The organism is Qipengyuania citrea, from assembly GCF_009828015.1.
GTDB classification, from domain to species: Bacteria; Pseudomonadota; Alphaproteobacteria; order Sphingomonadales; family Sphingomonadaceae; genus Qipengyuania; species Qipengyuania citrea.
In genome coordinates this window covers 100,875-124,559 of record NZ_WTYG01000001.1, presented here as the reverse complement: position 1 = coordinate 124,559, position 23,685 = coordinate 100,875, and the positions used below count along the sequence as shown (strand labels likewise).

23 protein-coding genes are annotated in these 23,685 nt (G+C 65.6%); 15 read left to right on the top strand and 8 right to left on the bottom strand.

All coding sequences use genetic code 11. The features are described 5' to 3' along the window. Nucleotides 1-205: 205 nt before the first annotated feature. Nucleotides 206-949 carry a TorF family putative porin gene (locus GRI55_RS00565; RefSeq protein WP_063506542.1) on the top strand — a complete coding sequence of 248 codons (744 nt, stop codon included), beginning with the start codon at nucleotides 206-208 and terminating at the stop codon, nucleotides 947-949. 223 nt (nucleotides 950-1,172) lie between these two features. After that, nucleotides 1,173-1,610, top strand: coding sequence for a VOC family protein (locus tag GRI55_RS00560; RefSeq protein WP_063510979.1), 438 nt, complete (start codon nucleotides 1,173-1,175; stop codon nucleotides 1,608-1,610). A gap of 34 nt (nucleotides 1,611-1,644) precedes the next feature. Here the strand turns inward: GRI55_RS00560 and nhaA are convergent, their stop codons facing one another. Next, complete coding sequence (gene nhaA, locus GRI55_RS00555; protein WP_050601002.1) at nucleotides 1,645-2,856, bottom strand: Na+/H+ antiporter NhaA; 1,212 nt, start codon at nucleotides 2,854-2,856, stop codon at nucleotides 1,645-1,647. A gap of 83 nt (nucleotides 2,857-2,939) precedes the next feature. Here nhaA and GRI55_RS00550 point away from each other — a divergent pair, with 83 nt between their 5' ends. The 5 genes from GRI55_RS00550 to GRI55_RS00530 all read left to right on the top strand — a co-directional run bounded on the left by GRI55_RS00550 (nucleotide 2,940) and on the right by GRI55_RS00530 (nucleotide 9,235). Further along, nucleotides 2,940-4,343, top strand: a complete 1,404-nt coding sequence (locus GRI55_RS00550) for a glycosyl transferase family protein (protein ID WP_160765852.1) — start codon at nucleotides 2,940-2,942, stop codon at nucleotides 4,341-4,343. Further along, nucleotides 4,340-5,470, top strand: a complete 1,131-nt coding sequence (locus tag GRI55_RS00545; protein ID WP_160765851.1) for a hypothetical protein — start codon at nucleotides 4,340-4,342, stop codon at nucleotides 5,468-5,470. The genes GRI55_RS00550 and GRI55_RS00545 overlap by 4 nt, the downstream gene beginning before the upstream one ends. A 46-nt stretch (nucleotides 5,471-5,516) precedes the next feature. Continuing rightward, nucleotides 5,517-6,422, top strand: coding sequence for a sulfite exporter TauE/SafE family protein (locus GRI55_RS00540; RefSeq protein WP_050600821.1), 906 nt, complete (start codon nucleotides 5,517-5,519; stop codon nucleotides 6,420-6,422). Beyond that, nucleotides 6,419-7,171, top strand: coding sequence for a TIGR02186 family protein (locus GRI55_RS00535; protein ID WP_050600820.1), 753 nt, complete (start codon nucleotides 6,419-6,421; stop codon nucleotides 7,169-7,171). Before GRI55_RS00540 ends, GRI55_RS00535 begins: the two co-directional genes overlap by 4 nt. 99 nt (nucleotides 7,172-7,270) lie before the next feature. After that, on the top strand, nucleotides 7,271-9,235 hold the full coding sequence (locus tag GRI55_RS00530) for an ATP-binding protein (protein WP_237452360.1): 1,965 nt from the start codon (nucleotides 7,271-7,273) through the stop codon (nucleotides 9,233-9,235). On the opposite strand, the gene GRI55_RS00525 is transcribed toward GRI55_RS00530, so the two are convergent. Beyond that, nucleotides 9,232-9,966 (bottom strand): 7-carboxy-7-deazaguanine synthase QueE, encoded by a 735-nt coding sequence (locus GRI55_RS00525; protein ID WP_160765850.1) that lies wholly within the window; start codon nucleotides 9,964-9,966, stop codon nucleotides 9,232-9,234. The genes GRI55_RS00530 and GRI55_RS00525 overlap by 4 nt on opposite strands. A 330-nt stretch (nucleotides 9,967-10,296) precedes the next feature. After that, the gene (locus GRI55_RS00520) at nucleotides 10,297-13,005 is read right to left on the bottom strand and encodes a valine--tRNA ligase (protein WP_160766420.1); all 2,709 of its coding nucleotides are present in this window, start codon (nucleotides 13,003-13,005) and stop codon (nucleotides 10,297-10,299) included. Between the two features lie 174 nt (nucleotides 13,006-13,179). On the opposite strand from GRI55_RS00520, the gene GRI55_RS00515 reads away from it, so the two are divergent. From GRI55_RS00515 to GRI55_RS00495, 5 genes are all read left to right on the top strand, one after another. Further along, entirely contained in the window at nucleotides 13,180-14,292 is a 1,113-nt protein-coding gene (locus GRI55_RS00515) for an ABC transporter permease (protein ID WP_050600817.1), read from the top strand. After that, entirely contained in the window at nucleotides 14,292-15,194 is a 903-nt protein-coding gene (locus GRI55_RS00510) for an ABC transporter ATP-binding protein (RefSeq protein ID WP_160765849.1), read from the top strand. The genes GRI55_RS00515 and GRI55_RS00510 overlap by 1 nt, the downstream gene beginning before the upstream one ends. Nucleotides 15,195-15,203: 9 nt before the next feature. After that, nucleotides 15,204-16,154, top strand: coding sequence for an MlaD family protein (locus GRI55_RS00505; RefSeq protein WP_160765848.1), 951 nt, complete (start codon nucleotides 15,204-15,206; stop codon nucleotides 16,152-16,154). An 11-nt stretch (nucleotides 16,155-16,165) separates the two neighbouring features. Further along, complete coding sequence (locus GRI55_RS00500) at nucleotides 16,166-16,750, top strand: ABC-type transport auxiliary lipoprotein family protein (protein ID WP_160765847.1); 585 nt, start codon at nucleotides 16,166-16,168, stop codon at nucleotides 16,748-16,750. A gap of 124 nt (nucleotides 16,751-16,874) precedes the next feature. Beyond that, a complete protein-coding gene (locus tag GRI55_RS00495) occupies nucleotides 16,875-17,747 on the top strand; it encodes a TolB family protein (protein WP_160765846.1) in 873 nt (290 codons plus the stop codon). Here the strand turns inward: GRI55_RS00495 and GRI55_RS00490 are convergent. Genes GRI55_RS00490 through crcB form a run of 5 tightly spaced genes read right to left on the bottom strand, consistent with a single transcriptional unit; the run spans nucleotide 17,744 to nucleotide 20,816 of the window. After that, nucleotides 17,744-18,433 carry an ATP12 family chaperone protein gene (locus GRI55_RS00490; protein WP_160765845.1) on the bottom strand — a complete coding sequence of 230 codons (690 nt, stop codon included), beginning with the start codon at nucleotides 18,431-18,433 and terminating at the stop codon, nucleotides 17,744-17,746. The two genes, GRI55_RS00495 and GRI55_RS00490, sit on opposite strands and share 4 nt — an antisense overlap. Continuing rightward, the gene (locus GRI55_RS00485; protein ID WP_160765844.1) at nucleotides 18,430-18,645 is read right to left on the bottom strand and encodes a hypothetical protein; all 216 of its coding nucleotides are present in this window, start codon (nucleotides 18,643-18,645) and stop codon (nucleotides 18,430-18,432) included. Before GRI55_RS00485 ends, GRI55_RS00490 begins: the two co-directional genes overlap by 4 nt. Continuing rightward, nucleotides 18,632-19,291, bottom strand: a complete 660-nt coding sequence (locus tag GRI55_RS00480; protein WP_160765843.1) for an HAD-IA family hydrolase — start codon at nucleotides 19,289-19,291, stop codon at nucleotides 18,632-18,634. The genes GRI55_RS00485 and GRI55_RS00480 overlap by 14 nt, the downstream gene beginning before the upstream one ends. Then, nucleotides 19,288-20,409 carry an RluA family pseudouridine synthase gene (locus GRI55_RS00475; protein WP_160765842.1) on the bottom strand — a complete coding sequence of 374 codons (1,122 nt, stop codon included), beginning with the start codon at nucleotides 20,407-20,409 and terminating at the stop codon, nucleotides 19,288-19,290. The genes GRI55_RS00480 and GRI55_RS00475 overlap by 4 nt, the downstream gene beginning before the upstream one ends. Next, a complete protein-coding gene (gene crcB / locus GRI55_RS00470; protein WP_063511588.1) occupies nucleotides 20,406-20,816 on the bottom strand; it encodes a fluoride efflux transporter CrcB in 411 nt (136 codons plus the stop codon). Before crcB ends, GRI55_RS00475 begins: the two co-directional genes overlap by 4 nt. Nucleotides 20,817-21,036: 220 nt before the next feature. On the opposite strand from crcB, the gene rpsU reads away from it, so the two are divergent. The 3 genes from rpsU to GRI55_RS00455 all read left to right on the top strand — a co-directional run bounded on the left by rpsU (nucleotide 21,037) and on the right by GRI55_RS00455 (nucleotide 23,643). Further along, on the top strand, nucleotides 21,037-21,243 hold the full coding sequence (gene rpsU / locus GRI55_RS00465; RefSeq protein WP_050600999.1) for a 30S ribosomal protein S21: 207 nt from the start codon (nucleotides 21,037-21,039) through the stop codon (nucleotides 21,241-21,243). A gap of 95 nt (nucleotides 21,244-21,338) precedes the next feature. Next, nucleotides 21,339-21,899 carry an FKBP-type peptidyl-prolyl cis-trans isomerase gene (locus GRI55_RS00460; RefSeq protein ID WP_160765841.1) on the top strand — a complete coding sequence of 187 codons (561 nt, stop codon included), beginning with the start codon at nucleotides 21,339-21,341 and terminating at the stop codon, nucleotides 21,897-21,899. Nucleotides 21,900-21,921: 22 nt separating this feature from the next. After that, entirely contained in the window at nucleotides 21,922-23,643 is a 1,722-nt protein-coding gene (locus tag GRI55_RS00455) for a DUF4153 domain-containing protein (RefSeq protein ID WP_160765840.1), read from the top strand. The last annotated feature ends 42 nt before the right edge of the window (nucleotides 23,644-23,685 follow it).

Sequence of the window (23,685 nt, the reverse complement as noted above, 5' to 3'; positions counted from 1 at the left end):
GGGGGCAACAAATGCCCGGATTGCGCCGTGTTGCCGTTGCGAGAAAACCACAGCTTTTGTTGCATATGCGAAAACTGGGCGGCGCGATCTTGCGCAAACGCGCAGCTACGTGCAGGTTTGTAACTGTATCCGGATGAGAGGCCTAATAAAATGGCCCCGGCGGATTCGCAGGTGGGACGAAGCGACACTCGTACAGGAGTTTGTAATGCTCACGTCCTTTCGCGGCCTGATGGCCGTAACTCTCGCTACGGCGGGCCTTTCCCTTGCAACGCCGGCGATGGCGCAGTCCGAAGACAGCGGCTTCACCACATCCGCCAATGTTGCCCTGACCACCGACTACCGCTTCCGCGGGGTCTCGCTCTCGGGCGGCGATCCGGCGATCCAGGGCGGTTTCGATGTCGCACACGACAGCGGTTTCTACATCGGCACCTGGGCCAGTTCGATCAAGGGCGGCCCGTCCTATGGTGATGTCGAACTGGATCTCTATGCCGGGTGGAGTGGCTCGCTGAGCGATGCAGTCGGCATCGACGTCGGGGTGCTCTATTACATGTATCCAACCGAGGACCTCGGGCTCGATACCGACTATATCGAACCCTATGCCTCGATCAGTGCGAACCTGGGCCCGGCGGAAGCGACGCTGGGTGTTGCCTATGCGCCCGAACAGGATTCGCTCGGCGGCGACGACAACCTCTACATCTATACCGATGTGGGTTTCGGAATTGCCGATTCGCCGTTCAGCGTGACCGGCCACCTCGGCTATACCGACGGCGCGCTGGCTCCGCCGCTGCTGGCTGGTGCAGCCGACGATACCGGGCTCGACTGGGCGCTCGGCCTGGCGGTAGCGCAAGGCAATTTCGAAGTCGGTGTCTCCTATGTCGGGGTCGAAGGCCCGTCGGTCGACGGCTTCACCGACGATGCCATCGTGGGGACCATCTCCGCCAGTTTCTAAGGAACCACCGGGCGGGAAAGCGGGGGCGTGCCAGCAATGGCGCGCCCCTTTTGGTATGAGCTATCCGCTATGTGCCTCTCGCGGTGCCCGGCGGGCGACCGCGACATCGTTGATGGCGCATTGCATCGCGCCGGCTCGATGTGGCAGGGCGCGGCTTGATGCCGGTCGCCGGTCGCCGTTGCGCGATCACAGCCCCACCGGTTGGTAACGAACGGAGTGTCCCTTGACTAAATTCCTGCACAGCATGATCCGCGTGACCGATGCGGATGCCACGCTGGCCTTCTTCAAGCTGATCGGCGTGGAAGAAACGCGGCGTTTCGACGTCGAGGCCGGCCGGTTCACGCTGATCTTCCTGGCCGCCCCGGGGCAGGAGGGCGTCGCCGAGGTCGAACTGACCTACAACTGGCCCCCCGAGGACGGCAGTGACCCCGAGGAATACACCGGCGGGCGCAACTTCGGCCACCTCGCCTACCGGGTCGAGAACATCTACGAGACCTGCCAGGCAATCATGGATGCCGGACACATCATTCATCGTCCGCCGCGCGATGGGCACATGGCGTTCGTCAAGACGCCCGACGGTATCTCGATCGAATTGCTGCAGGACGGGTATCTGGAGCCGCAGGAACCCTGGGCGAGCATGGAGAACAGCGGGAGCTGGTAAGCTCCCGCCGCGCACTCGTCATGCGACCGAAGGGTCAGTCGATATAGGGTGAGCGCACATCGTCGGGATGTTTGGCCGACATCCGGATGATGGCGTATCCGGCAAGCGCCGAAATCAGCGAGCCCAGCAGGATACCGATCTTGGCTTCGTTGATGAGCAGCTGCTGCCCGGCGAAGGCCAGTCCGCTGATGAACAGCGACATGGTGAAACCGATCCCGCAAAGGATCGATACGCCCCAGATCTCGGGCCAGGTCGCCTGGTCGGGACGCGGCGCGAAGCCGATTTTGTCGGCCACGAAGATGGCCGCAAAGATGCCGACCTGCTTGCCCAGGAACAGGCCCGCCGCGATGGCCAGCGGCAGGGGGGCAAGCAGCTGGTCCACGCCCATGCCCGCCAGCGGCACCCCGGCATTGGCGAAGCCGAATACCGGTACGACCAGATAAGCGCTCCACGGGGCGAGGCCATGTTCCATCCGTTCGACCATGGTCTGATCGTCGGGGCCGACCATCGGAATGCACAGCGCTGCGACGACGCCGGCGATAGTGGCATGGATGCCCGAATTGAGCACGAAGTACCACAGCACCAACGCGAGCAGGATATAGGGCCAGTAGCGCGCGACGCGCATCTTGTTGAGCACCATCATGGCGATCACCACCGCGCCCGATGCAGCCAGCCAGCCCAGCTTGATGTTGGCGGTGTAGAACAGCGCAATCACCAGCACCGCCCCGATGTCGTCGACGATTGCCACGGTCAGCAGGAACAGGCGGAGCGAGGCGGGGCAGCGATTGCCCAGCAGCCCGAGAACGCCCATCGCGAAAGCGATGTCGGTCGCTGCGGGAATGGCCCAGCCACGCAGCAGTTCGGCATCGCCGCCCACCACGCCGACATAGACCAGTGCAGGCACGGCCATCCCGGCAATGGCCGCGAGAATCGGCAGTCGCCGCGATTGGGCGGTCGACAATTGTCCTTCGATCCATTCGCGCTTCACTTCGAGCCCGACGACGAAGAAGAACACCGCCATCAGACCGTCGTTGATCCACAGGTGAAGATCGTCGAGCTTCGGGATCGGCGTCCACGGCAGTTCGCCATAGAACAATTGTTCGTATTCGCCCGCGAGCGGGGAGTTGGCTGCCAGCATGGCCGCCGCCGCAACGAGGATGAGCAGGATGCCAGCCGACGCATCGCTCACGAAGAGCGCGCGGACGGGGGCAAAAACGAGGCGGAAAGCTGAAGGACGTTCGGTCATCTCGGGCATGCTCTCTTTCGCAAAGCTGTCTGCGTTGCAAGTGTTGAAAGTCGCGGGTATCGAGAAAGGCGGGGGGTAAAGGGTTGCTTTTCGCGTCTTTCACAGCGGCCGAATGGTTTTTGCTGGTGCAGCACGAATTGCTGCTGTTCGCGGCGGCCTTCTTCGCGCTGGGGATGATCGACGAATTCGCCCTCGATTGCACGTATCTCTGGTGCCGCATCACGGGCCGTATCCGGACCCCGCGAATCGATGAGCGGGAGCTGGATCAGCTTGAAGGCCTGGCAGGGCCGGCGGCCGTCTTCATTCCGACCTGGCAGGAGGCCGAGGTCATCGGCTCGACGCTGACGCATATGCTGGATGCATGGGCCTATGCGCAGCTCACCGTCTATATCGGGTGCTATCGCAATGACGCCGCCACCATCGCCTCGATTATCGCGGCGACGCGCGGCGACCCGCGGGTCCGGCTCGTCGTGCACGGGAAGGATGGACCGACGTCAAAGGCGGATTGCCTCAACCGTCTCTACGATGCGCTGGAGGAGGATGAACAGCGAACGGGCGTCACCGCTCGGCTGATCGTGTTGCACGATGCGGAAGACATGGTCGACCCCGCCGCGCTGCCGCTGCTCGACCGGGCCCTGTGGCAGGCGGATTTCGTGCAGCTACCGGTTCTTGCGCTGCCCCAGCCGGATTCCCGCTGGATCGGCTCGCATTACTCCGACGAATTCGCGGAGGCGCATGGCAAGGCCTTGGTCGTGCGCGATGCGCTGGGCGCAGCCATTCCGGGCGCGGGCGTTGGTTGCGCGATTGCGCGCGGTTCACTCGCCCAACTGGCTCGCGCCAGCCAGGGCAAACCCTTTGCCGAAGAATCGCTGACCGAGGATTACGAACTCGGGCTCAAGATCGCCCAGGCAGGCGGGAAGGGACGGTTCCTGCGCGTCCGTACTGCCGAAGGACGGTTGGTTGCGACGCGCGCGTTCTTCCCCCCGCTGCTCGATCAGGCGGTGCGCCAGAAAACGCGTTGGATGCACGGTATCGCGCTCCAGGGATGGGACCGGCTCGGTTGGGGCCGGCAGCCAGTCGATCTGTGGATGCAACTGCGCGACCGCCGCGGGCCGCTCGCCGCCATCCTGCTGGTGATCGCTTACGTGCTGGTGTGCATGATCGCCGTGCGACTGGTGCTCGAACAGATCGGTATCGCACAGGCACCGCCCGCTTCGCCTCTCTTGCAGGCGTTGCTGTGGCTCAACCTGACCGGTCTGATGCTGCGGTTCATGGTGCGGTTCTGCTGCACGGCGCGTGAATATGGCTGGCGGCAGGGGGTGCTCGCCATCCCGCGGACCTTCGTCTCGAACATCATTGCAATCATCGCCGGCCGCCGGGCTTTTGCCGCCTATATCGGCACGCTGCGCGGTGCGCCCATCGTGTGGGACAAGACCGAACACCGCGATCATCCTGCTCTCGTTCAGCGGGACGGGCAGGTCGCATGAGCGATGTGATCGCCCGGCGGCAGGGGCAGCCTGTGCTGTTTCTGGGATTGCTGCTCGCCGGCTGGTGCCTCGCGCGGCTCCTGTTGTGGGAAAGCCCGTGGCCGCAAACGCTTCGGCTGTCCGAGACGTTGCGGTTCGCCGGGGCAAATCTGCCGGTTGCCGAACCGCGGCCCGCCACACGCAGCATTCCGCTGTCAGCGCGTGCCCCCGAAGCTGGCGCGCGGCTTCTTGATGTACCAGGATACCTTGCGGACCGAACAGCCGTGCGCGCAAGTTACCGGGACATCGCCGCGCAGTTCGCTGACCCAACCGCACGGCAACGCGCTTTCGATACGCATCGCCGCGCTGCAGGCCACGCGCTGCTCTTCAGTGCCGGCATGGCGGCCTTGCCGCTGCCGCGCAGCGTGGCGACCGCGCTCGACAACGCCGGATCGGCGCCGCGCGACCCCTTCTCGCCGCAGATCGCCGGCTCCGCCTGGCGGATCGACAGCTGGGTGGTGTTGCGGCAAGGCGATACGGGGGCTCTGGTAGGTGGCGTGCGTCCGGCAAGCTATGGCGCCAGCCAGATGGGCGCACTCCTGTCGTACCGACTCGCTCCGGGCACGGCGCATGATCCAAGCGCCTATGCACGCGCCACCAGGGCGCTCGTGGAGGATGGGGAGACCGAAGCCGCCCTTGGGCTTCGCCTGCGCCCGTTCGCGCGCGTTCCGCTTGCCGTCCATGCCGAGGTTCGGGCCACGCACAGGCCGGGGGAGGCTGCCGAGTTCAGACCGGCCGCGTTCGTTGCCGGCGGGTTCGAGCGGCGCGGGTTGCCTGCAGGATTGAATGCACGCGGATATGGGCAGGCCGGTTTCGTCGGCGGCAGTTTCGCGACACCGTTCGCCGATGGCGCGCTGGTAGTGGAACGCGACGTCGCTGCATTCGACCTCGGCGATGTCGCGCTTGGCGCAACCGCGCGGGGCGGGGCGCAGAAGGGGGCCGCACGCTTGGATGTGGGGCCTAAGGTCAGCTTTCGCCTGACGGTGGGGCAGGCGCCGGCGCGGATCGAAGCCGTTTACCTGTGGCGCGTCGCGGGCAATGCTGCCCCGGGCAACGGCGGCTTGATCACGCTTTCAACCGGCTTCTGACATCGTTCAGCTTTTATCCGTCACGCCGCTGCGATAGGGCGCAGGCATGGACGTCTACCTCCCTATCGCGAACCTGTCCGTCAACGGGCTATGGATCGTCGCGCTGGGGGGGCTGACAGGTGTGCTCTCGGGCTTGTTCGGAGTGGGGGGAGGCTTCCTCACGACTCCGCTGCTGATCTTCTACGGGATTCCTCCGACCGTCGCTGCGGCCTCGGCTTCGACCCAGGTCACCGGGGCAAGCGTTACCGGCGTGCTGGCGCATGGCGGGCGCGGCGGCGTGGATTACCGGATGGGTATGGTGATGGTCGCCGGCGGCGTTATCGGTTCGGGCTTCGGCGCGCTATTGTTCCGCTTTTTCCGGTCGATCGGGCAGATCGATGTGGTCATTAGCGCGCTTTACGTGATCCTGCTGGGGACGATCGGCCTGCTGATGGCCCGGGAATCGGTCCAGACGCTGCGCGGGAAGGGCAATGCCCAGGCAGCGCGGCGGCGCCACCATCCCTTGGTCGCGAGCCTGCCGATGCGTTGGCGCTTCTATCGCTCGGGCCTCTATATCTCCCCGCTGGCACCGCTGGTCGTCGGCATAGCGGTGGGAATCCTGACGATGCTGATGGGGGTCGGTGGCGGGTTCATCCTTGTGCCGGCGATGCTGTACATCCTCGGGATGAGCGCGAATGTCGTGGTGGGCACTTCGCTCTACAACATCCTGTTCGTCACCATGGCGACCACGATGATGCATTCGCTCACCACCAAGGCTGTCGATATCGTGCTGGTCTTCCTGCTGCTGGTCGGTTCGGTCACCGGGGCGCAGTTCGGTTCGCAGCTTGCGGTCAAGGCGAAGCCCGAAATACTGCGCCTGATCCTCGCCGCCATCGTGCTGATGGTGGCCTTTCGCATGTTCCTCGGCCTGTTCTACCAGCCCGATGAAATCTACACGATCTACCCGCTATGAGAGCGCTGCTGCTCCTTGCTTTCGCTTTCGCGCTGATGGGCCAGCGCGATCCCATATTGGTGCCCGAGGTCAGCCAGCACGAAGTGCAGGTGCGGCAGGGCTTTACCGGCACCGAGCTGCTGCTGTTCGGGGCGGTGCTCGATCCGCAGGGTCGCGCGGCGGGTAGCGACTACGATATCGTCGTTGTGCTCAAGGGACCGTCCGAACCCGTGCGGCTGCGCGAGAAGGAACGCTTCGCCGGAGTGTGGGTCAACGCTGCCAGCAGCGATTTCCGCTCGGTCCCGTCCTATTTCGCGGTCGCATCCTCCAAGCCGATCGCCGATATCGTCGATGAGAAAACCGCGGCGATCTACGAATTCGGCACCGCCTATATCCAGCTATCGCCCAGCGGTGTCATCGAACCCGAGGAACAGGCGCGCTTCAAGGCCGGACTGGTCGATCTCAAGACGCGGCAAGACCTCTACAAGCAGGATTTTCAGGGCGTCCAGATCAGCGAACAGGTGCTTTACCAGTCGCGTATCTCGCTGCCTTCCAATGTGTCGACGGGGACCTATACCGCCGAGACCTTCGCCGTGCGCGATGGCCGCGTGATCGCTTCGGCGCAGGCTGAGGTCGAAGTGCGCAAGGTCGGTTTCGAACGGCTGGTGGCCCGCTATTCGCAGGAATGGTCGCTGGTCTACGGGCTATTGGCGGTGATGCTGTCGGTCGGGATGGGCTGGGCGGCCGGGCGCCTGTTCGCGCTTATCTGACGCGCAAGCGCGCTTTTGCATTGACCACATCTTAAGCACTTTCGGTCAGGCATGCTGCGTGCGCGATGGGCGCATTCAACGCAGGATACCGCCGGATCGATGACCGATATGGGCAAGCCGATTTACCGTACGTTCGACCCGTCGAAGGAAACCGGGGCCGAGCCGCCGGAAAAGCACAGGCGGTCGCTGCGCGACCGGATCATGCGTGGCGGCGATGCGGCTGCGCCTGCGCCGGCCCCATCGCCGTCGGGCTATGTACACCAGCCGCCGGAAAGGACCGAAAGCCAGCCGCCCGAAACGCAGGCGGATGACCGGCCCCAACCAGTGCAGCCGGCACCGCCTTCAGCGACCGCAGACGAACCGGCCGCCCCGGCGCAGGAACAGGCGCGGCGCGACGGTACGGCAGCCGACGAGGCAGCCGCCCCGAGCCGAGCGGCTTCGCAGGCGCCCGCACCGACGACCAGCGAGAACGCCGATCAGCCCATTGGCGTGGTGCTGGAAATCTCGGGCGCGGGTTCGCAGGTGGCGATCGACCTTGCGCGGCTCAATGAATGCGCGGCCGATGCCGATCCCACGATTGCTATGGCCGGGCAGGTCGGATCGCAGATCAAGATCCGTGTCGGCAACAGCTGGCTGCTCGCCAGCGTGCGGAACCAGAAGCAGGACCGCAAGGCGGGGTCGATCCTCGCCAATATCGATTTCCTCGGCGAAGGCGCGGAAGAGAAGCTGACCGGCAAGCTGCACGCTTTCCGCCGCGGCGTGACCCGCTATCCGGTACCCGGCGCGATGGTCTATCCTGCGACCACGGCCGACCTGCGGCAGGTCTATGCCAGCGACGGACGCAGCGCGATCACCATCGGCAAGGTCTATCCGACCAAGGACATTCGCGCCGGCATCTATGTCGATGCGATGCTGGGCAAGCATTTCGCGCTGCTTGGCTCGACCGGTACGGGTAAATCGACCAGCGCGGCGCTGATCCTCCACCGGATCTGCGAAGCTGCGCCCGACGGCCATATCGTGATGGTCGACCCGCATGGCGAATATGCCTCGGCCTTCCGCAACACTGGCATGATCCTCGACGTGTCGAACCTGCAGATGCCGTACTGGATCATGAACTTCGAAGAGCACTGCGAAGTGCTGCTGACCAGCAATGGCAACGAGCGGCAGGTCGATGCGGATATTCTGGCCAAGTGCCTGCTCAAGTCGCGCCAGAAGAGCCGGCTGGCGGAGAACATGAGCAAGATCACCGTCGATTCGCCGATCCCTTACCTGCTCTCGGATCTCTCGAACGAGCTGCAGGATGCGATGGGCAAGCTCGACAAGGCGACCAACTCCGCGCCCTACATGCGGATCAAGAACAAGCTCGACGAGATCAAGAGCGATCCGCGCTACCAGTTCATGTTCTCGGGCATGCTGGTGGCCGACACGATGAACGACTTCATCGCCAAGATCTTCCGGATGCCCTCGAACGGCAAGCCGATCTCGATCATCGACGTTTCCGGCGTGCCGTCGGACATCACCGCGACCGTGGTCGCAGTGCTCAGCCGGCTGGTGTTCGACTTCGCCATCTGGAGCCGCGACGAACGCACCTCGCCGATCCTGCTGGTGTGCGAGGAGGCGCACCGGTACGTCCCCAACGAACAGAATGCCGACGGCAATTCGGTGGGCACCATCCTGTCGCGGTTCGCCAAGGAAGGCCGCAAGTACGGTATCAGCCTGGGCCTGATCACGCAGCGTCCGTCCGACCTTGCCGAAGGCGTGCTGTCGCAGTGCGGCACGATCCTGTCGATGCGGCTCAACAACGACCGCGACCAGGACTTCGTCCGCGCGGCGATGCCCGAAGGCGCGCGCGGCTTTCTCGATGCGATCCCCGCGCTGCGCAACCGGGAATGCATCATCTGCGGCGAAGGCGTGGCAATCCCGATCCGCATGAGCTTCGACAATCTCGAGGAATCCAAGCGGCCCGCATCGGAGGACCCCAGCTTCATCGAACTGTGGAACCAGACCGGCGGCGAGGAAGAGATCGTCGAGCGCACCGTCCAGCGCTGGCGCTCGCAGGGCTAGGTCCCGCGCGTATCGCCGAACAAATGGATATGCAGCCGGTCGCTCATCCTGAAGCCGTGTTCGACGCATAGCGGCGCGAGCCACTGCTCGCGTTCGCGCAGCGTTGCGCTGTCGGTGCCCTCGGGCATCAGGAAGACGTGGTCGGGCTTGAAGCGGTAGCGATCGCGCAGCGCCAGCACCTCGTCGAGGTCCGCCGGCGCAGCGATCACGAATTTGAACCAGGCGCGCGGGTCGGTGGCATAGGCGTCGAGCCGCTCGGGGATGAGCGCCAGTTCCGCAGGATTGCCGCTATGCGCCAGCTTGGGGCTGACGTTGAACTGGTCGATGCGGATGTCGAGCGCTGGCGGGGCCCTGGTCGTGCCGTTGGTCTCGATCTCCACCGTGACGTCAGGCAGGTGGCCCAGCAGCCGCGCCAGCGCGGGCGCCTGCAGCAGCGGTTCGCCGCCGGTGATGACCAGGCGCTTCTGGCCCAGCGCGGTGATACGCGCGGCAACCTCTTCCTCGTCCAGCGTGAGCTGGTTGGCCGTGCGGTCGAATTCAACCCCGTCGCGGTGCGGCCGCTCGTCGCCCGCGAAGTGCCAGGTATAGGCGGTGTCGCACCACACGCAGGCGAGATTGCAGCGCGACAGCCGCAGGAAGGTGCAGGGCATGCCTGCACTCGGCCCTTCGCCCTGCACGCTGGCGAAGATCTCCGGCTCACCCGGAGCCTGCGTGGCGAGGACTAGCGGCATCGGGCAGGCTCACTCGGTTCGTCGTGCGCGGCGCACACATGGACCGCATGGACCACGGTCCAGGCGCAAAAATCGAACCGATCAGTCAAGCGGGTTTTGATCGACGCACTCGATTGAATTTGCGCTTCGCAAGCGGGGGTAGGGTCGTAGGCCATTGCCGCGTTCATGACACAATCGGGCCGCGTAGGAAATCGCCGCCCTCGTTCACCCTATCCGCCACCCCGGCCTCCGAGCCGGGGTCGGGCTGTTCCTCGTTGCGGGCACAAGGCCGAGCGAAGAAGCCTGACCCCGGATCAAGTCCGGGGTGACGAGAGAGTTAGGCGTGTTTTGTCAGCCGAGCCGCGCCAGGGCGGCTTCGAGCCGCGCGACTTCGGCCACGTGGTGCGCATGGTCGGCGCGTGCCTTTTCGACCGCTTCGGGCTTGGCGCGTTCGACGAAGTTCGCGTTCGACAGCCGGCCTTCGAGCGACTTGGCTTCCTTGGCGGATGCCTCCAGCGCCTTCGACAGGCGGGTCTTCTCCGCCTCGATGTCGATCACGCCTTCGAGCGGAATGACAAGCGCATCCTCGCCCGCTGCAATCTGCATCGCCGCGCCAGCGGGCGCTTCGGCAAAATGGATCGCGGTCAGGCGCGCCAGCCGTTCGATGGCCCCGGCATTGGCCTCGACCACCGATTTCGCCAGCGCGCTGGGCGCGGGGCAAAAGGCTTCCAGCTTGGCGCCGGGCGCAATGCCAAGCTCGTTCTTGGCGGTGCGGATCGCGCTGGTCAGCGCAATCAGCCAGTCGATTTCCGCCTTGGCCTCGGCATCAACCTCGGCCTGCGGATCGACCCAGCTTGCAGTGATCAGCGGATAATCGGCACGGTCGCCCTGCTTGGACCACAGTTCTTCGGTGATGAAGGGCATGAAGGGGTGCAGCATCACGAGGATCTGGTCGAGCGCCCAGCCGGCGACCGCCTTGGTTTCCTCGTCGAAATTGCCTTTGACCAGTTCGATATACCAGTCGCAGAACCGGTCCCACACGAAATGATAGATCGTGTTTGCCGCCGCATCGAAACGCAGATCGGCCAGCGCAGTGTCGAGCGCCTGTTTGGTCTGGACAACCTCGCCGATGATCCAGCGGTTGACCGCATGGATGGCCTTGGGTGCGGCAATGCTGGTGCTCGCGCTGATGCCGTTCGACTGGCAGAAGCGCGTCGCGTTCCACAGCTTGGTGGCGAAGTTGCGATAGCCTTCGATCCGCTTGTCATCCATCTTGATGTCGCGGCCCTGGCTTTCCATCGCCGCCATGAAGAAGCGCAGCGCATCGGCGCCGTATTGGTCGATCAGCCCTAACGGGTCGACGACATTGCCCTTCGACTTGGACATCTTCTGCCCATCCGCCGCGCGGACAAGACCGTGCAGATACAGCTTGGGCCACGGGTTCTGCCCGGTGGTGTACTGCCCCATCATCATCATGCGGGCATCCCAGAAGAACAGGATGTCGAAGCCGCTGACCAAAAGGTCGTTGGGATAGTGCTTGGCGACAAGGTCGGTCTGCTCGGGCCAGCCGAGCGTGGCGAAGGGCCACAGCGCAGAGGAGAACCACGTGTCGAGCACGTCTTCGTCGCGGGTCAGTGCGGCGCCTTCGCCTGCCTGCGCCTGCGCTTCCTCCTCGGTCAGTGCGACATAGGCCTTGCCTTCAGCATCGTACCACGCCGGGATCCGGTGCCCCCACCACAGCTGGCGGCTGACGCACCATGGCTGGATGTTTTCCATCCAGTTGAAGAAGGTCTTCTCCCAGCTCTTCGGGACGATCTCGACGGCGCCGTTCTTCACTGCCTCGATCGGCTTCACCGCCAGCTTCTCGGCATCGACATACCACTGGTCGGTCAGCCAGGGTTCGATCACCACGCCGCCGCGGTCGCCGAAAGGCGTCGCGATGGTGCGCGGTTCGGCATCGAGTTCCTGTTCCTCGCCCTTTTTTGTCTTGGCGATATGCGGGATGAGGTGGCCGCTGTCCTTGAGTCGCTGCACGACCAGTTCGCGCGCTCCGTCGACCCCGTCACGCTTGAACCGGTGCAGGCCGAGGAATTCCTCGGGCACCAGATCGTCGGCGGTCTGGCAAACGTTGGCTTCCCCATCGAGCATGTTGAGCATCTCGGCGGGCTTGAACCCGGCGCGCTTGCCGACTTCGAAATCGTTGAAATCGTGCCCCGGGGTAATCTTCACCGCGCCGCTGCCCAGTTCGGGATCGGCATGTTCGTCGGCGACGATCGGCACGCGGCGGCCGGTGATCGGCAGCACGACATGCTTGCCGACCACGCTGGCATAGCGCTCGTCCTCGGGATGCACCGCCACCGCCATGTCGGCCAGCATGGTTTCGGGGCGCGTGGTTGCAACCTCGATATAGTCGCGCCCGTCGGCCAGCGTGACGCCGTCTTCAAGCGGATAGCGGAAGTGCCAGAACGAACCCTTCACATCCTGCGTTTCGACCTCGAGATCGCTGATCGCGGTCTTGAGCTTGGGGTCCCAGTTGACCAGCCGCTTGTCGCGGTAGATCAGCCCGTCGTTATAAAGATCGACGAAGGTCTTGGTCACCGCCGCGCTGAAATGCGGGTCCATGGTGAACTGTTCGCGGCTCCAGTCCATCGAGCAGCCGAGGCGGCGCAGCTGGCGCGTGATCGTGCCGCCGCTTTCCTCTTTCCACTCCCACACCTTGGCCACGAAATCCTCGCGGCTGTAATTGGTGCGCTTGTCCTGCTTCGCCTCCAGCTGGCGTTCGACGACCATCTGCGTGGCAATGCCCGCATGGTCGGTGCCCACCACCCACAACGCATCCTTGCCGCGCAGCCGCTCGTAACGGATCATGATGTCCTGCAGCGTATTGTCGAGCGCATGGCCGATATGCAGGCTGCCGGTGACGTTGGGCGGCGGATTGACGATCGTGTACGGCTGCGCATCGGGGCGTTCGGGGCGGAAGAGGCCTTCCTGTTCCCAATGCGCGTACCAGCGCGCCTCGATTGCGGCCGGGTCGAAGGTCGTGGGTAGCTCGGTGCTCATGGTTTCCTGTTCGTAGACGCTCTCGTCCCGCGCCTGCCCGTACGCCCCCGGGGAAGTCGCAGCCAAATGGTGAGCACCGCCTTTGCCAGCGCGCTTGTTGCGATGCAACGTTGCAGGTGACACCCGGCGATCGCCGCTTGGCAAGCGGCGGATTTGCTCGCATACCGCGCGGCAATGGGTGGTTTCGCCGAATACGATCTGAGCGAAGATGGCGATGGGGGCAATGTGCTTGCCCTGTCGGGGCCCTATCTCGTGTCCACCGTCGGCGCGATCGATCAGGATCTGCGTGCACTGGACGGTCCGATCGCCCGGATCGATCTGGCCGATGTGACCGAGATCGACACCGTTGGTGCCTGGATCGCCTGCAGCCTGGCGCGCGAACACGAGGCCGAGATTTCGGGCGCGAGCGAGCGCGCCGAACGCCTGATGGGCGCGCTGAAAGGGACCGGGTCGGAAGAGCAGATCGCCGCTCCGCGCCTGCCCGTATGGGAACGCGTGCCCACGGTGATGGGCGAGAAGATATACGCCGCGCGCCGCGGGATCTACGGTGTGGTCGGCTTCCTCGGCGCGCTGTTGCTGTCGATGGGCAGCCTGATCCGCCACCCCCGGCGGTTCCGCTGGCTGGCGCTGGTCCGCCAGCTCGAGCTGGTGGGCGTCTCGGCGCTGCCGATCATCGGCTTGATGAGCTTCCTTATCGGCGTGGTCATCGCGCAGCAGGGCGCAGTCCAGCTGGCGCAGTTCGGGGCGGAGACGCTGACCGTCAATCTGGTCGGGCGGATCACCTTGCGCGAGCTGGGCGTGCTGATGACCGCGATCATGGTCGCCGGCCGGTCGGGCAGTGCTTTCGCTGCGCAGATCGGCACGATGCGGCTGACCGAGGAAGTCGATGCGATGCAGACCATCGGCATATCGCCGATGGAAGCGCTGGTCATTCCCCGCGTCATGGCCGCCGTGCTGATGATGCCGCTGCTGGGCTTCTATGCCGCGGGTGTCGCCATCGTCGGCGGCGCGGTCGTCGGGCAGTTCATGCTAGGCATTCCGTTCTGGACCTTCCTCACCCGGATCCAGGACGTGGTCCCGATCTACGATTTGTGGGTCGGACTGCTGAAGGCGCCGGTCTTCGGGCTGATCGTGGCGCTGGCGGGATGCTATCACGGCATGCAGGTCAAGGGTAATTCGGAAGAAGTCGGCCGGCGCACCACCATGGCCGTGGTCACGGGGATCTTCGCAGTGATCGTCATCGACGCCTTCTTCGCGGTCTTCTTCACCAAGATCGGGTGGGGCTGATGGCGCAGGACGAAGCCGGGCGCGAACTGGGTCGCCACGAACGCTATCGCGGCGATTACCCGATCGTCGTCGAAGGGCTGACCAATGCCTTTGGCGACCAGGTCGTCCACCAGGATCTCGATCTCAAGGTCCGGCGCGGCGAAATCCTCGGCGTGGTCGGCGGTTCGGGCACTGGCAAAAGCGTGCTGATGCGCTCGATCATCGGGCTGCAGCATCCCACCGCGGGCGACATCAGCGTGTTCGGCCGCTCGACCATCGACAGCGATCCCGAGGTCGATATCGGCGTGCGCAACCGCTGGGGCGTGCTGTTCCAGGGCGGGGCGCTGTTCTCGACCCTGACCGTGGGCGAGAATGTCGAGGTCCCGCTCAAGCAGTTCTACCCCGATATCGAGCCCGAACTGCGCCACGAGATCGCCCGCTACAAGGTCGTGCTGTCGGGCCTGCCCGAAGAAGCGGTGGGCAAATACCCTTCCGAACTGTCGGGCGGCATGAAGAAGCGGGCCGGGCTGGCGCGCGCGCTGGCGCTCGATCCCGAGCTGCTGTTCCTCGACGAACCCACCGCGGGGCTCGATCCGATCGGCGCGGCCGCGTTCGACCAGCTGACGCTGGAACTGAAGGAAACGCTCGGGCTGACCGTGTTCCTCATCACCCACGATCTCGATACGCTGCACGAGATCTGCGACCGCGTCGCCGTGATCGCGGACAAGAAGGTCATCGCGGTCGACACGGTGCCGAACCTGCTCGATCTCGATCATGAGTGGATCCAGCAATATTTCAACGGTCCGCGCGGGCGCGCGGCGCTGACCGCGCAGGCGCTCGACGAATTGCGCCGGCACATGGACGAACCGGTCGCTGCGCATGCGGTCAAAGCGTTGGACAAACCGCCTGCGGGCAAGGCATAGGGCGAACCAATGGAAACGCGGGCAAATCACGTTTGGGTAGGGGCGGTTACGCTGCTGATCCTTGGCGCGCTCGCGCTGTTCATCGTGTGGCTCGCGCGGCTCGGCGGCGGGGACCAGAACGAATACGACATCTTCTTCAAGCAGTCGGTCGCCGGTCTTGCCAATGGCAGCTCGGTCGATTTCGCCGGCGTGCCGGTGGGGCAGGTCAACCAGATCGAATTGTGGGACAAGGACCCCGAATTCGTCCGCGTGCGGATCAAGGTCAAGGAAAGCGTGCCCATCCTCGTCGGCACCACCGCGACGATCCAGGGCAGTTTCACCGGCGTGTCGACGATCACGCTCGACGGCGCGCGCAGCGGTGCGCCGCCGATATCGTGCGAGACCACGGCCTGCACCGAAGGCGTGCCGATCATTCCGCCCACCACTGGCGGCGGGTTCGGCGCGGTGCTGGCCAGCGCCCCGCTCCTGCTCGAGCGGCTGGCCACGCTGACCGAGCGGCTGACCGTCCTGCTGAGCGATCGCAACCAGGAAGAAATCTCGCAGATCCTCGCCAACACCAATGCCGCCAGCGCGGGCTTCGCCGCTGCCGCGCCGCAGCTCGAACGCACGATGGCCGAACTGCAGGTGACGCTGCGCGAAGCCAGCGAGGCGCTCGACCAGTTCGAACAGGTCACCGCCTCGACCGATCGCATTATCAACCAGGAAGGCGAGGCGATTGCCAAGGACCTGCGCTCGACGCTGAAATCGGCCAGCGGCGCCGCGCGCGCGCTCGAAGACACGCTCAACGAGGCGCGGCCTGCGACCAAGCAGCTGACCGAAAGCACGCTGCCCGCCGCCGAAGCCACGCTGCGCGACCTGCGCGCGACCAGCAAGGCGCTGCGCGACGTGACCGAAACGATCGACGAAAAGGGTGCCGGCGCGCTGCTTTCCAGCCAGCCGCTGCCCGATTACAAGCCGTAAGGGGCACCAGCATGACACGCATGACCAAACTTGCTGCGCTGGCTCCCGCCCTGCTGCTGGGCGGCTGCCTGAGCTTTGGCGGCGAGGCACCCGACAGCCTGCTGACCCTGACCCCCGCTGCCACCGCCCCCGCCGGCGAAAGCGCCGCGAGCGACCGGGGCACGGCCTTGGCGATCGTCCCGTTCGAGGCGACCAAGGCGCTCGATGTCACGCGGGTCCCGGTGCAGGTCACCGACACCGAGCTGGCCTATCTGCAGGATGCGTTCTGGGTCGACCGGCCCGCCCGCCTGTTCGGCCAGCTGGTGGCCGAGACGATCCGCTCGCAAAATGGCCGCGTGGTGGTCGATGGCGACGATCCCGGCCTGAACGCGGCGGACCGCCTTCACGGTTCGCTGCGCGCGTTCGGCTACGATGCGCGGACGCGCGAAGTGGTGGTGGTGTTTGACGCGGTGCGCAATGGCGCGGGCGCAAGCGCAATCAGCCGCCGCTTCGAGGCGCGCGTGCCCGTCGCCGCACCCGAGACCGAGTTCGTCGGTCCGGCGCTCAACCAGGCGGCCAACCAGGTCGCCGGTGAAATCGCCGACTGGCTGAACTGAGCGGGGCGCTGCGGCTCCCGCCGTGTCGCCAGTCGAAGGAGGGGCGACCGTCGTCGGGGACGACTTGGCCAGTCGTGACTTCGCCGTGCAGATATGAGATCATGTTCACTCGGGGAGGGTGATTATGAACTCGAAACTTGCCGGGATCATCCTGCTGACGCTGGGCGCAGCGAGCGCGTACGCTCTGGCAGGGGAAGGCGAGGGGCATATCGAACGCCCCTATCTGGGCCAGGAACCGCCCGGATCGGCGCCCGAACCCTTCGCGCCCGGGATCATCACCACCAGGGGCTGGGAATACGGCGGCGTTTTCTCGCCCGACATGCGCGAATTCTACGTCCTCAAGCGCGACGAAAACGAGACCACTTGGCAGCACGTCTACCGCTACCGGGAAGGCGAGTGGCACGATGAGGTGTTGTGGGAACGACAGGGCACCCCGTTCATCGCCCCCGATGGGCAGAACATGCATCTCGGGCGCGCGTACAAGGTCCGCGATGCCGATGGCTGGTCAGAAACGAAGCGGCTCGGTGAGGCTTTCGAACCGTTCAGGATCATGCGCCTTACCGCATCGGCGCGGAACACTTACTATTTCGACGAGGTCGGATCGGCCGGCGATGGCCGCATCCGCTATTCACGCATTGTCGATGGCGAACGCCAGGCGCCCGAGCTTGCCAGCGCGGCGATCAATACCGGCACATGGCTGGCCCATCCCTTCATCGCGCCGGACGAATCCTACCTTCTGTTCGATGGGCGCAGGGAGGGCGGCTATGGCGATTCCGACATATACGTCAGCTTCCGGCAGGCCGACGGGAGCTGGGGGGAAGCCATCAATCTGGGCGAAACCGTGAACACCGCACGCTGGGAAGCGTCGGCCACGGTGACCCCCGATGGCAAATATCTGTTCTTCCATCGCACCGTCGGCGAAGGGGACAACGACATCTTCTGGATGGATGCCGCCATCATCGAGCGCCTGCGGCGCAGGCAGGCGGGCCGGAACTAGAGCAGCCGTACGAAGGCCATCGCCTTGAGGAATGCCTCCAACCGCTTCGCGCGGCGCGCGGCGGCTTCCTCGTCCGCGCCCCATTGTTCGATCTGCCAGTCTTCCTCGAGATTGGCCGCTGCCCACAGCGCTTCGCCATCGGCATCGTGGTCGAGCGCGGCCAAGCCGACGCACAAGGATGCGGATAGCGCAGTCAGCTGTTCGAGCGCAGCGAGGGTGAAATCATCCAGGCTTTCCAGCCGGGCTTTCAGCCGGTCCATCGTGGCCGGGGCGTGCGGTTTCGCCACCACCCCGCTGACGCGTTCCAGCACGATGCCTTCGCGGGCCTCGAGCGTTTCGACCAGCGGGTCCCACATGTCGCGCTGGCGATGCCACAGCGGCTCGTCCGGATCGGCGCGATAGCAAAGCGTGTCGGTTTCGGCATAGCGCAGCAGCTTGGCGATCGCCGCGGTGCGACCTTCGGGCAGTGTGTCGAGCGCGTAATCGGCCATGTCGCGATAGGCAAAGCGTGCCGGATCGATCGTCTCGCCCTGTCCATCCCATTCGCTTGCGAGCGCTTCTGCCAGCGCAAGCGAATCGACGACCTGCTGCCGCCCGCCCTGCGTTTTCAGCGGCCGCCCGTCGAGGAACACCTGATGGCCGGAAGCTGCGCGTTCGACATGGACGCGCGTATAGAACCGCTTCACTGGCCGCTTCTCCAGCGCTTGGCGAGGACGATCGGGAGGATGAATATCTCGGCCACGCCCATTGCGACGAGGATATAGCCGGCAATCTCGGGCAGGGGCAGGATGCCGCCCAGCACCAGCGCGCCCAGCACCGCCGTCACGACCCCCGACAATCGCACTGCCTGGATCGTCAGGAACCGCGCCTTGGCCGGGTCATGGTCAGTTTCTCCCACGGATCAGGTCTCCCAATTGCTGTGCGGTTTCGGCCACCGCGCTGGCCCCGGCGTCGAGCAACTCCCGCGGTTCGTGATAGCCCCACGCCACGCCGATCGCGCGGACGCCGGCTGCCTGCGCCATTTCCATGTCGAAACTGGTATCGCCGATCATCACGGCGTCGGCAGGCGCCACGCCGGCATCGCCCAGCGCGGCTTCGAGCATGGCGGGATGCGGCTTGGAGGGATGGCGGTCGGCGGTCTGCAGCGACACGAAGCGATGCTTGATGCCATGCGTGTCGAGGCACGCGTGGAGCCCGCGGTCGCTCTTGCCGGTGGCGACGCCCAGCAGGCGGCCTTCGGCATCGAGTTCGTCGATCAGTGCGGCGATGCCTGCATACAGCGGTTCGCGCAGCGCGCCCGAGAGGCGGAGCTCGCGGTAACCCGCCTTATAGGCCTCGACCACGGCATGGCGTTCGTCGTCGGTGGCATCGGGGGCCAGTTCGCGCAGCGCAAAGGGCAGGCTCAACCCGACGATCCGGCGAACCTTGTTGCGTTCGGGCGCGGCCAGGCCGGTGTTACGGAAGGCCAGTTCCATCGTCTCGCAGATCGCCGCCTGCCCATCGACCAGCGTGCCGTCGCAATCAAAGACGACCAGCCGGCTCACTTGCGCGGGCCCTTCGGCTTGCCTTTCGCCATCGCACCCCGCGCCCGGCGCGGCGAGCGCTGCGACTTGCGGAAGTTCTTCGCATGCTGGCGGGCCTGCTGCTTCTTCTCCTCGCGCGTCTTGGGCGGCGGATCGTCGCGCATCGGGGTGGCATCGGACAGGTTCACGTCGAACCCGAGCTGCTCCATCGAGGCGGCGAAGTGTTCGGGCAGATCGGCGGTCACGTCGAGCTTGCCGCCGTCGGGGCTGTCGATGATCAGGCGCCGCGCATGGAGGTGCATCTTGCGGCTGATCGAGCCGGTCAGGAAGGCTTCCTTGCCGCCATATTTGCCGTCGCCCACGATCGGGTGGTCCATCGCCGCGCAATGCACGCGGAGCTGGTGCGTGCGGCCGGTCAGCGGCTGCAGTTCGAGCCAGGCGGCTTTCTTGCCCACCGCGTCGACGACCCGGTACTTGGTCTTGGCCGGCTGGCCGCCCTCGTGGTCGACATGCATTTTCTCGCCGCCCGATCCGGGCTGCTTGGCAAGCGGCGCCTCGATCACGCCTTCCTTCACATCGGGCACGCCGATTACCAGCGCCCAGTAAATCTTCTTCGCCGACCGGCCCGAGAAACGCCTAGAGAAATAGGCCGCGCTGCCGGGCGTGCGCGCCACCAGCAACACGCCGCTGGTGTCCTTGTCGAGCCGGTGAACCAGCCGCGGGCGCGGATCGTCCTCGCCTTCGACATAGGCGTCGAGCAGGCCGTCGACATGGTTGAACGTGTTCGTCCCGCCCTGCGTCGCAAGGCCCGGCGGCTTGTTCAGCACCAGCGCGCCCTTGGTCCGCTCGATCAGCATGGCCTGCGCCTGCTCGATCTCGGCGGGCTTGAGCTCGCGCTTCGCCTTGGGCTGCTTGTGCGGCGCATCGCCCCCCGGGGGCACGCGAATCTGCTGCCCCTCGGCCAGCCGGTCGTCGGGCTTGACCCGCTTGCCGTCGACCCGGACCTGGCCGGTGCGCGCCCATTTGCTGACCGTGCCGAAGCCGACCTGCGGCAGGTGCCGCTTGAACCACCGGTCCACCCGGATGCCGTCGTCATCCGCCTCGACGGTGAAATTGCGTACTTCGTCGGAGGTATTCATCCTGCCATCCTCATCACGCCGAGACCGACCATCAGCCCGGTGATGCCCAATGCAATCGACAGCACTGCATAGAGCAGGGCGAAAAGATATTGTCCGCGTTCGATCAGCAGCACCATTTCAAGGCTGAACGCGCTGAATGTGGTGAAGCCGCCCAGCAGCCCTACACCCAGCAGCAACCGCAATTGCTCGCCTTCCCCGCTGCCGTGGCGTGCCAGCCAGCCGGCCAGCAATCCCATCGCGAGACTGCCCGCGGCGTTGGCCGCCAGCGTGGCGAAGGGAAAGGCGGTCACGACCGGCGCGCCGAGCCAGCCGGTCATCGCGCGGCCGAGCTGCCAGCGCAGCACCGCGCCGAACCCGCCGCCGATAAAGACGTGCAGCGCGGCAACGAAAGGAGAGAAGGTGGACATCGCCGCTGCCCTTAGCCGCCAATTGCCCCTGCGTCATCCCGATGCTGCAGCATGCGACAAAGACTTGCCTTCGGCTGCGAGAATCCGTATGTGCGCACCCGTTCGAGCCGGTCCGGAACGGATTCGGCGCGCTTTTCGTTGAACAAGCGAAACCCCAATTCAGGAGGCATACCCCGCTTTTGCGCGGGCTCTGGCCCGCAAAGTCGAGGTATTGAAGTTTATGCAGATCATGGTTCGCGATAACAATGTCGACCAGGCCCTCCGCGCGCTCAAGAAGAAGCTGCAGCGTGAAGGCGTGTATCGCGAAATGAAGCTGCGCCGCCACTACGAGAAGCCCAGCGAAAAGCGCGCCCGCGAAAAGGCGGCTGCGGTCCGCCGCGCGCGCAAGCTCGAGCGCAAGCGGCTGGAGCGCGACGGCGCCAAGTAAGTCGCTATTGCGACTGCTACCAAGCTAAGCCATGAGGGCGCGGAGCAATCCGCGCCCTTTGCGTATCCGCCGTTGCGAATCCGGAAGAGACTTTCATGACCGAGATCACCCGCGTTCCCCTCCAGCCCATCAAGAAGGGCTCGCTCACCAAATTGTGGCTCGGCGTGCTGCTTGCCGTCCTCGTCGCCGCGGGTCTTGCCTGGGCCGCCATGCCGCGCGGGCTCGATGTCGAAACGGTAACCGCGGGCTCGGGCGATTCGCCGCAGCTCGGCGATGTCGTGTTCGTCAATTATGTCGGCACGCTGGTCGACGGGACCGAATTCGACCGGTCGCAGCCGCTGCCGGTGCCGCCGGGCCTGTTCCCCGAAGGCAATCCGCTGCTGCTCGAGGAAGGCGCGATCATCGACGGCTTCATCGAGGGGCTGCAGCAGATGCAGAAGGGCGGCAGCTACGTGCTGACGATCCCCGCCGATCAGGCCTATGGCGCCGAACCGCCGCCGGGCTCACCGATCCCTGCCAATGCCGATCTGGTGTTTGAAGTGGAAGTGGTCGACTTCATGAGCCGCGACGACTTCCAGGCGCGCGCCGCTGCCCTCCAGCAGATGATGGGGCAGCAGGGCGCCGACGGCCAGGCGGGACCCCCGCCGGCGCAATAGGCCGGCCGCCGGGGGAGGGCGCATGACCGAGGCAATCGCCGTTCACGCGCCCGCAGCCCATGCCGACTGGCCGCTGCGGCCCTGGGCGCTCGCCGTCCTGCTGGGCGTCGCCGGGCTCGCCGTCCACCTGTTGTCCGACTGGAACGCGGCCGACATGCCGCCGTGGCGGGCCGCGCTCGCCGCCGCTTTCGTCTTCGGTCCGCTGGCGCTGGCCTTCACCGTCGAGCGTATCCGCTGGCAGGAGCCGCTGGTCTTCGCCGGGCTGGTCGCGCTGGTCATGGCGGGGATCGCCTGGCGGGTGACGAGCGCGGGCGACCGCTATGCCGACGAGCCTTTCTGGGTCGCCGCCGGGCTGGTCGCGATAACGCTGGCCCTGCCGCTGTTCCAGGCGGGGTTCCACCGGCTGCGCTGGCGGACGGCCTACGACCAGACCCACTTCCACGTATGGACCGATGCCATCAGCGGCGCCGGGGCGCTCGCCTTCACCGGTGTATCCTGGCTGCTGGCCGTGCTGCTCGCCGCGCTCTTCTCCGCCATCGATATCGACGTGGTCGAGAACGTGGTCGACGAGGCCTGGTTCGGCTGGATCTTCTCGGGTGCGGCATTCGGCGCCGCTCTGGGCGTGCTGCGCAACCAGTTGAAGATCATCGGCACGCTGCAATCGGTGGTGATGCTGGTGTTCTCGATTATCGCCGTGCCGCTGGCGGCCGCGCTGGCGATCTTCCTGCTCGCCGTGCTGGCGAGCGGCATAGCGGTGCTGTGGAATGCGACCGAAAGCCCCACGCCGCTGCTGCTGTCGGTGGCGGTGGCGGTGGCGGGCTTCGTCCTGGTCAATGCGGTGATTCGCAACGCCGATCACGAAGTCAGCGCAAATCGCGTCTTGCGCTGGGCCGCTTTGGTGCTGGCGCTGGCGATCTTCCCGCTGGCGCTGCTGGCGGCAGTCTCGACCGGAACGCGGGTCGCCGAATACGGGCTCAGCCCCGAACGGCTCTGGGGCATCGTCGCGGTGGCGGTCGCGGTCGCTTACGGCATGGCCTATTTCATTGCACCGATCCGCGGACGACTGACTGGCTGGATGGACCGCGTCCGCACCGCGAACATGCATCTCGCGGTGGCGACCTGCGGGCTGGCCTTCGTGCTCGCGCTGCCGCTGTTCGATTTCGGTGCGATATCGGCGAGGAACCAGATCGCCCGGCTCGAAAGCGGCAGGGTTGCGGTGGACGACTTCGACTTTGACGCGCTGCGCTGGGAATTCGGCGAGGCCGGGCGCGAAGGACTGGCGCGGCTGGCGAAGGGCAGTGATGCCGAGGTGGCAGAACTCGCTGCCGGTGCCCTCGCGCAGGAAGCCCGCACCTATCGGGATGTCGAGAGAGGCACCGAGCGCAACGAGCGGCTCGCGAATTTGCGGATGCAGTTCGAGGACGAGACGCTGCGTCGCCACGTCGAGAACCATGTGCGCGCCTCGCCGTGGCGCTGCGACAACCCTTGCGTGGCGCTGGATGCCGGGGCCGGCGACAATGGGCGGCGCAGGGTCGCCCTGGTCGAGGACGGGCGCATCGCTTGGGAAGAGTTCGATCTTGCCGGGCCCGCCGATCAACCAGCTGTAACGGCAGCCCGCGAAGCCGCGATCAGGGCGGAGTTCGACGCGCCCAATCAGCGCGCGGGATCGCAGGTGGAAATCCGCGAATGGACCGGGCGGCGGGTCTATATCGACGGCCAGCCCGCAGGCGATCCCTTCGAATAGCATTGCGCTGCAGCATCGCTGCTTGAAGCGGGCCGCGCGCGC

Bases quoted from the DNA above. Each gene is read 5' to 3' on its own strand.
- crcB (WP_063511588.1), bottom strand. From the start codon at position 20,816: ATGTCCACCTTCTCTCCTTTCGTTGCCGCGCTGCACGTCTTTATCGGC.
- GRI55_RS00530 (WP_237452360.1), top strand. From the start codon at position 7,271: ATGACCGATATGGGCAAGCCGATTTACCGTACGTTCGACCCGTCGAAG.
- GRI55_RS00510 (WP_160765849.1), top strand. From the start codon at position 14,292: ATGGCGCAGGACGAAGCCGGGCGCGAACTGGGTCGCCACGAACGCTAT.
- GRI55_RS00500 (WP_160765847.1), top strand. From the start codon at position 16,166: ATGACACGCATGACCAAACTTGCTGCGCTGGCTCCCGCCCTGCTGCTG.
- GRI55_RS00460 (WP_160765841.1), top strand. From the start codon at position 21,339: ATGACCGAGATCACCCGCGTTCCCCTCCAGCCCATCAAGAAGGGCTCG.
- GRI55_RS00505 (WP_160765848.1), top strand. From the start codon at position 15,204: ATGGAAACGCGGGCAAATCACGTTTGGGTAGGGGCGGTTACGCTGCTG.
- GRI55_RS00545 (WP_160765851.1), top strand. From the start codon at position 4,340: ATGAGCGATGTGATCGCCCGGCGGCAGGGGCAGCCTGTGCTGTTTCTG.
- GRI55_RS00475 (WP_160765842.1), bottom strand. From the start codon at position 20,409: ATGAATACCTCCGACGAAGTACGCAATTTCACCGTCGAGGCGGATGAC.
- GRI55_RS00540 (WP_050600821.1), top strand. From the start codon at position 5,517: ATGGACGTCTACCTCCCTATCGCGAACCTGTCCGTCAACGGGCTATGG.
- GRI55_RS00535 (WP_050600820.1), top strand. From the start codon at position 6,419: ATGAGAGCGCTGCTGCTCCTTGCTTTCGCTTTCGCGCTGATGGGCCAG.
- GRI55_RS00525 (WP_160765850.1), bottom strand. From the start codon at position 9,966: ATGCCGCTAGTCCTCGCCACGCAGGCTCCGGGTGAGCCGGAGATCTTC.
- GRI55_RS00520 (WP_160766420.1), bottom strand. From the start codon at position 13,005: ATGAGCACCGAGCTACCCACGACCTTCGACCCGGCCGCAATCGAGGCG.
- rpsU (WP_050600999.1), top strand. From the start codon at position 21,037: ATGCAGATCATGGTTCGCGATAACAATGTCGACCAGGCCCTCCGCGCG.
- GRI55_RS00565 (WP_063506542.1), top strand. From the start codon at position 206: ATGCTCACGTCCTTTCGCGGCCTGATGGCCGTAACTCTCGCTACGGCG.
- nhaA (WP_050601002.1), bottom strand. From the start codon at position 2,856: ATGACCGAACGTCCTTCAGCTTTCCGCCTCGTTTTTGCCCCCGTCCGC.
- GRI55_RS00455 (WP_160765840.1), top strand. From the start codon at position 21,922: ATGACCGAGGCAATCGCCGTTCACGCGCCCGCAGCCCATGCCGACTGG.
- GRI55_RS00515 (WP_050600817.1), top strand. From the start codon at position 13,180: ATGGGTGGTTTCGCCGAATACGATCTGAGCGAAGATGGCGATGGGGGC.
- GRI55_RS00495 (WP_160765846.1), top strand. From the start codon at position 16,875: ATGAACTCGAAACTTGCCGGGATCATCCTGCTGACGCTGGGCGCAGCG.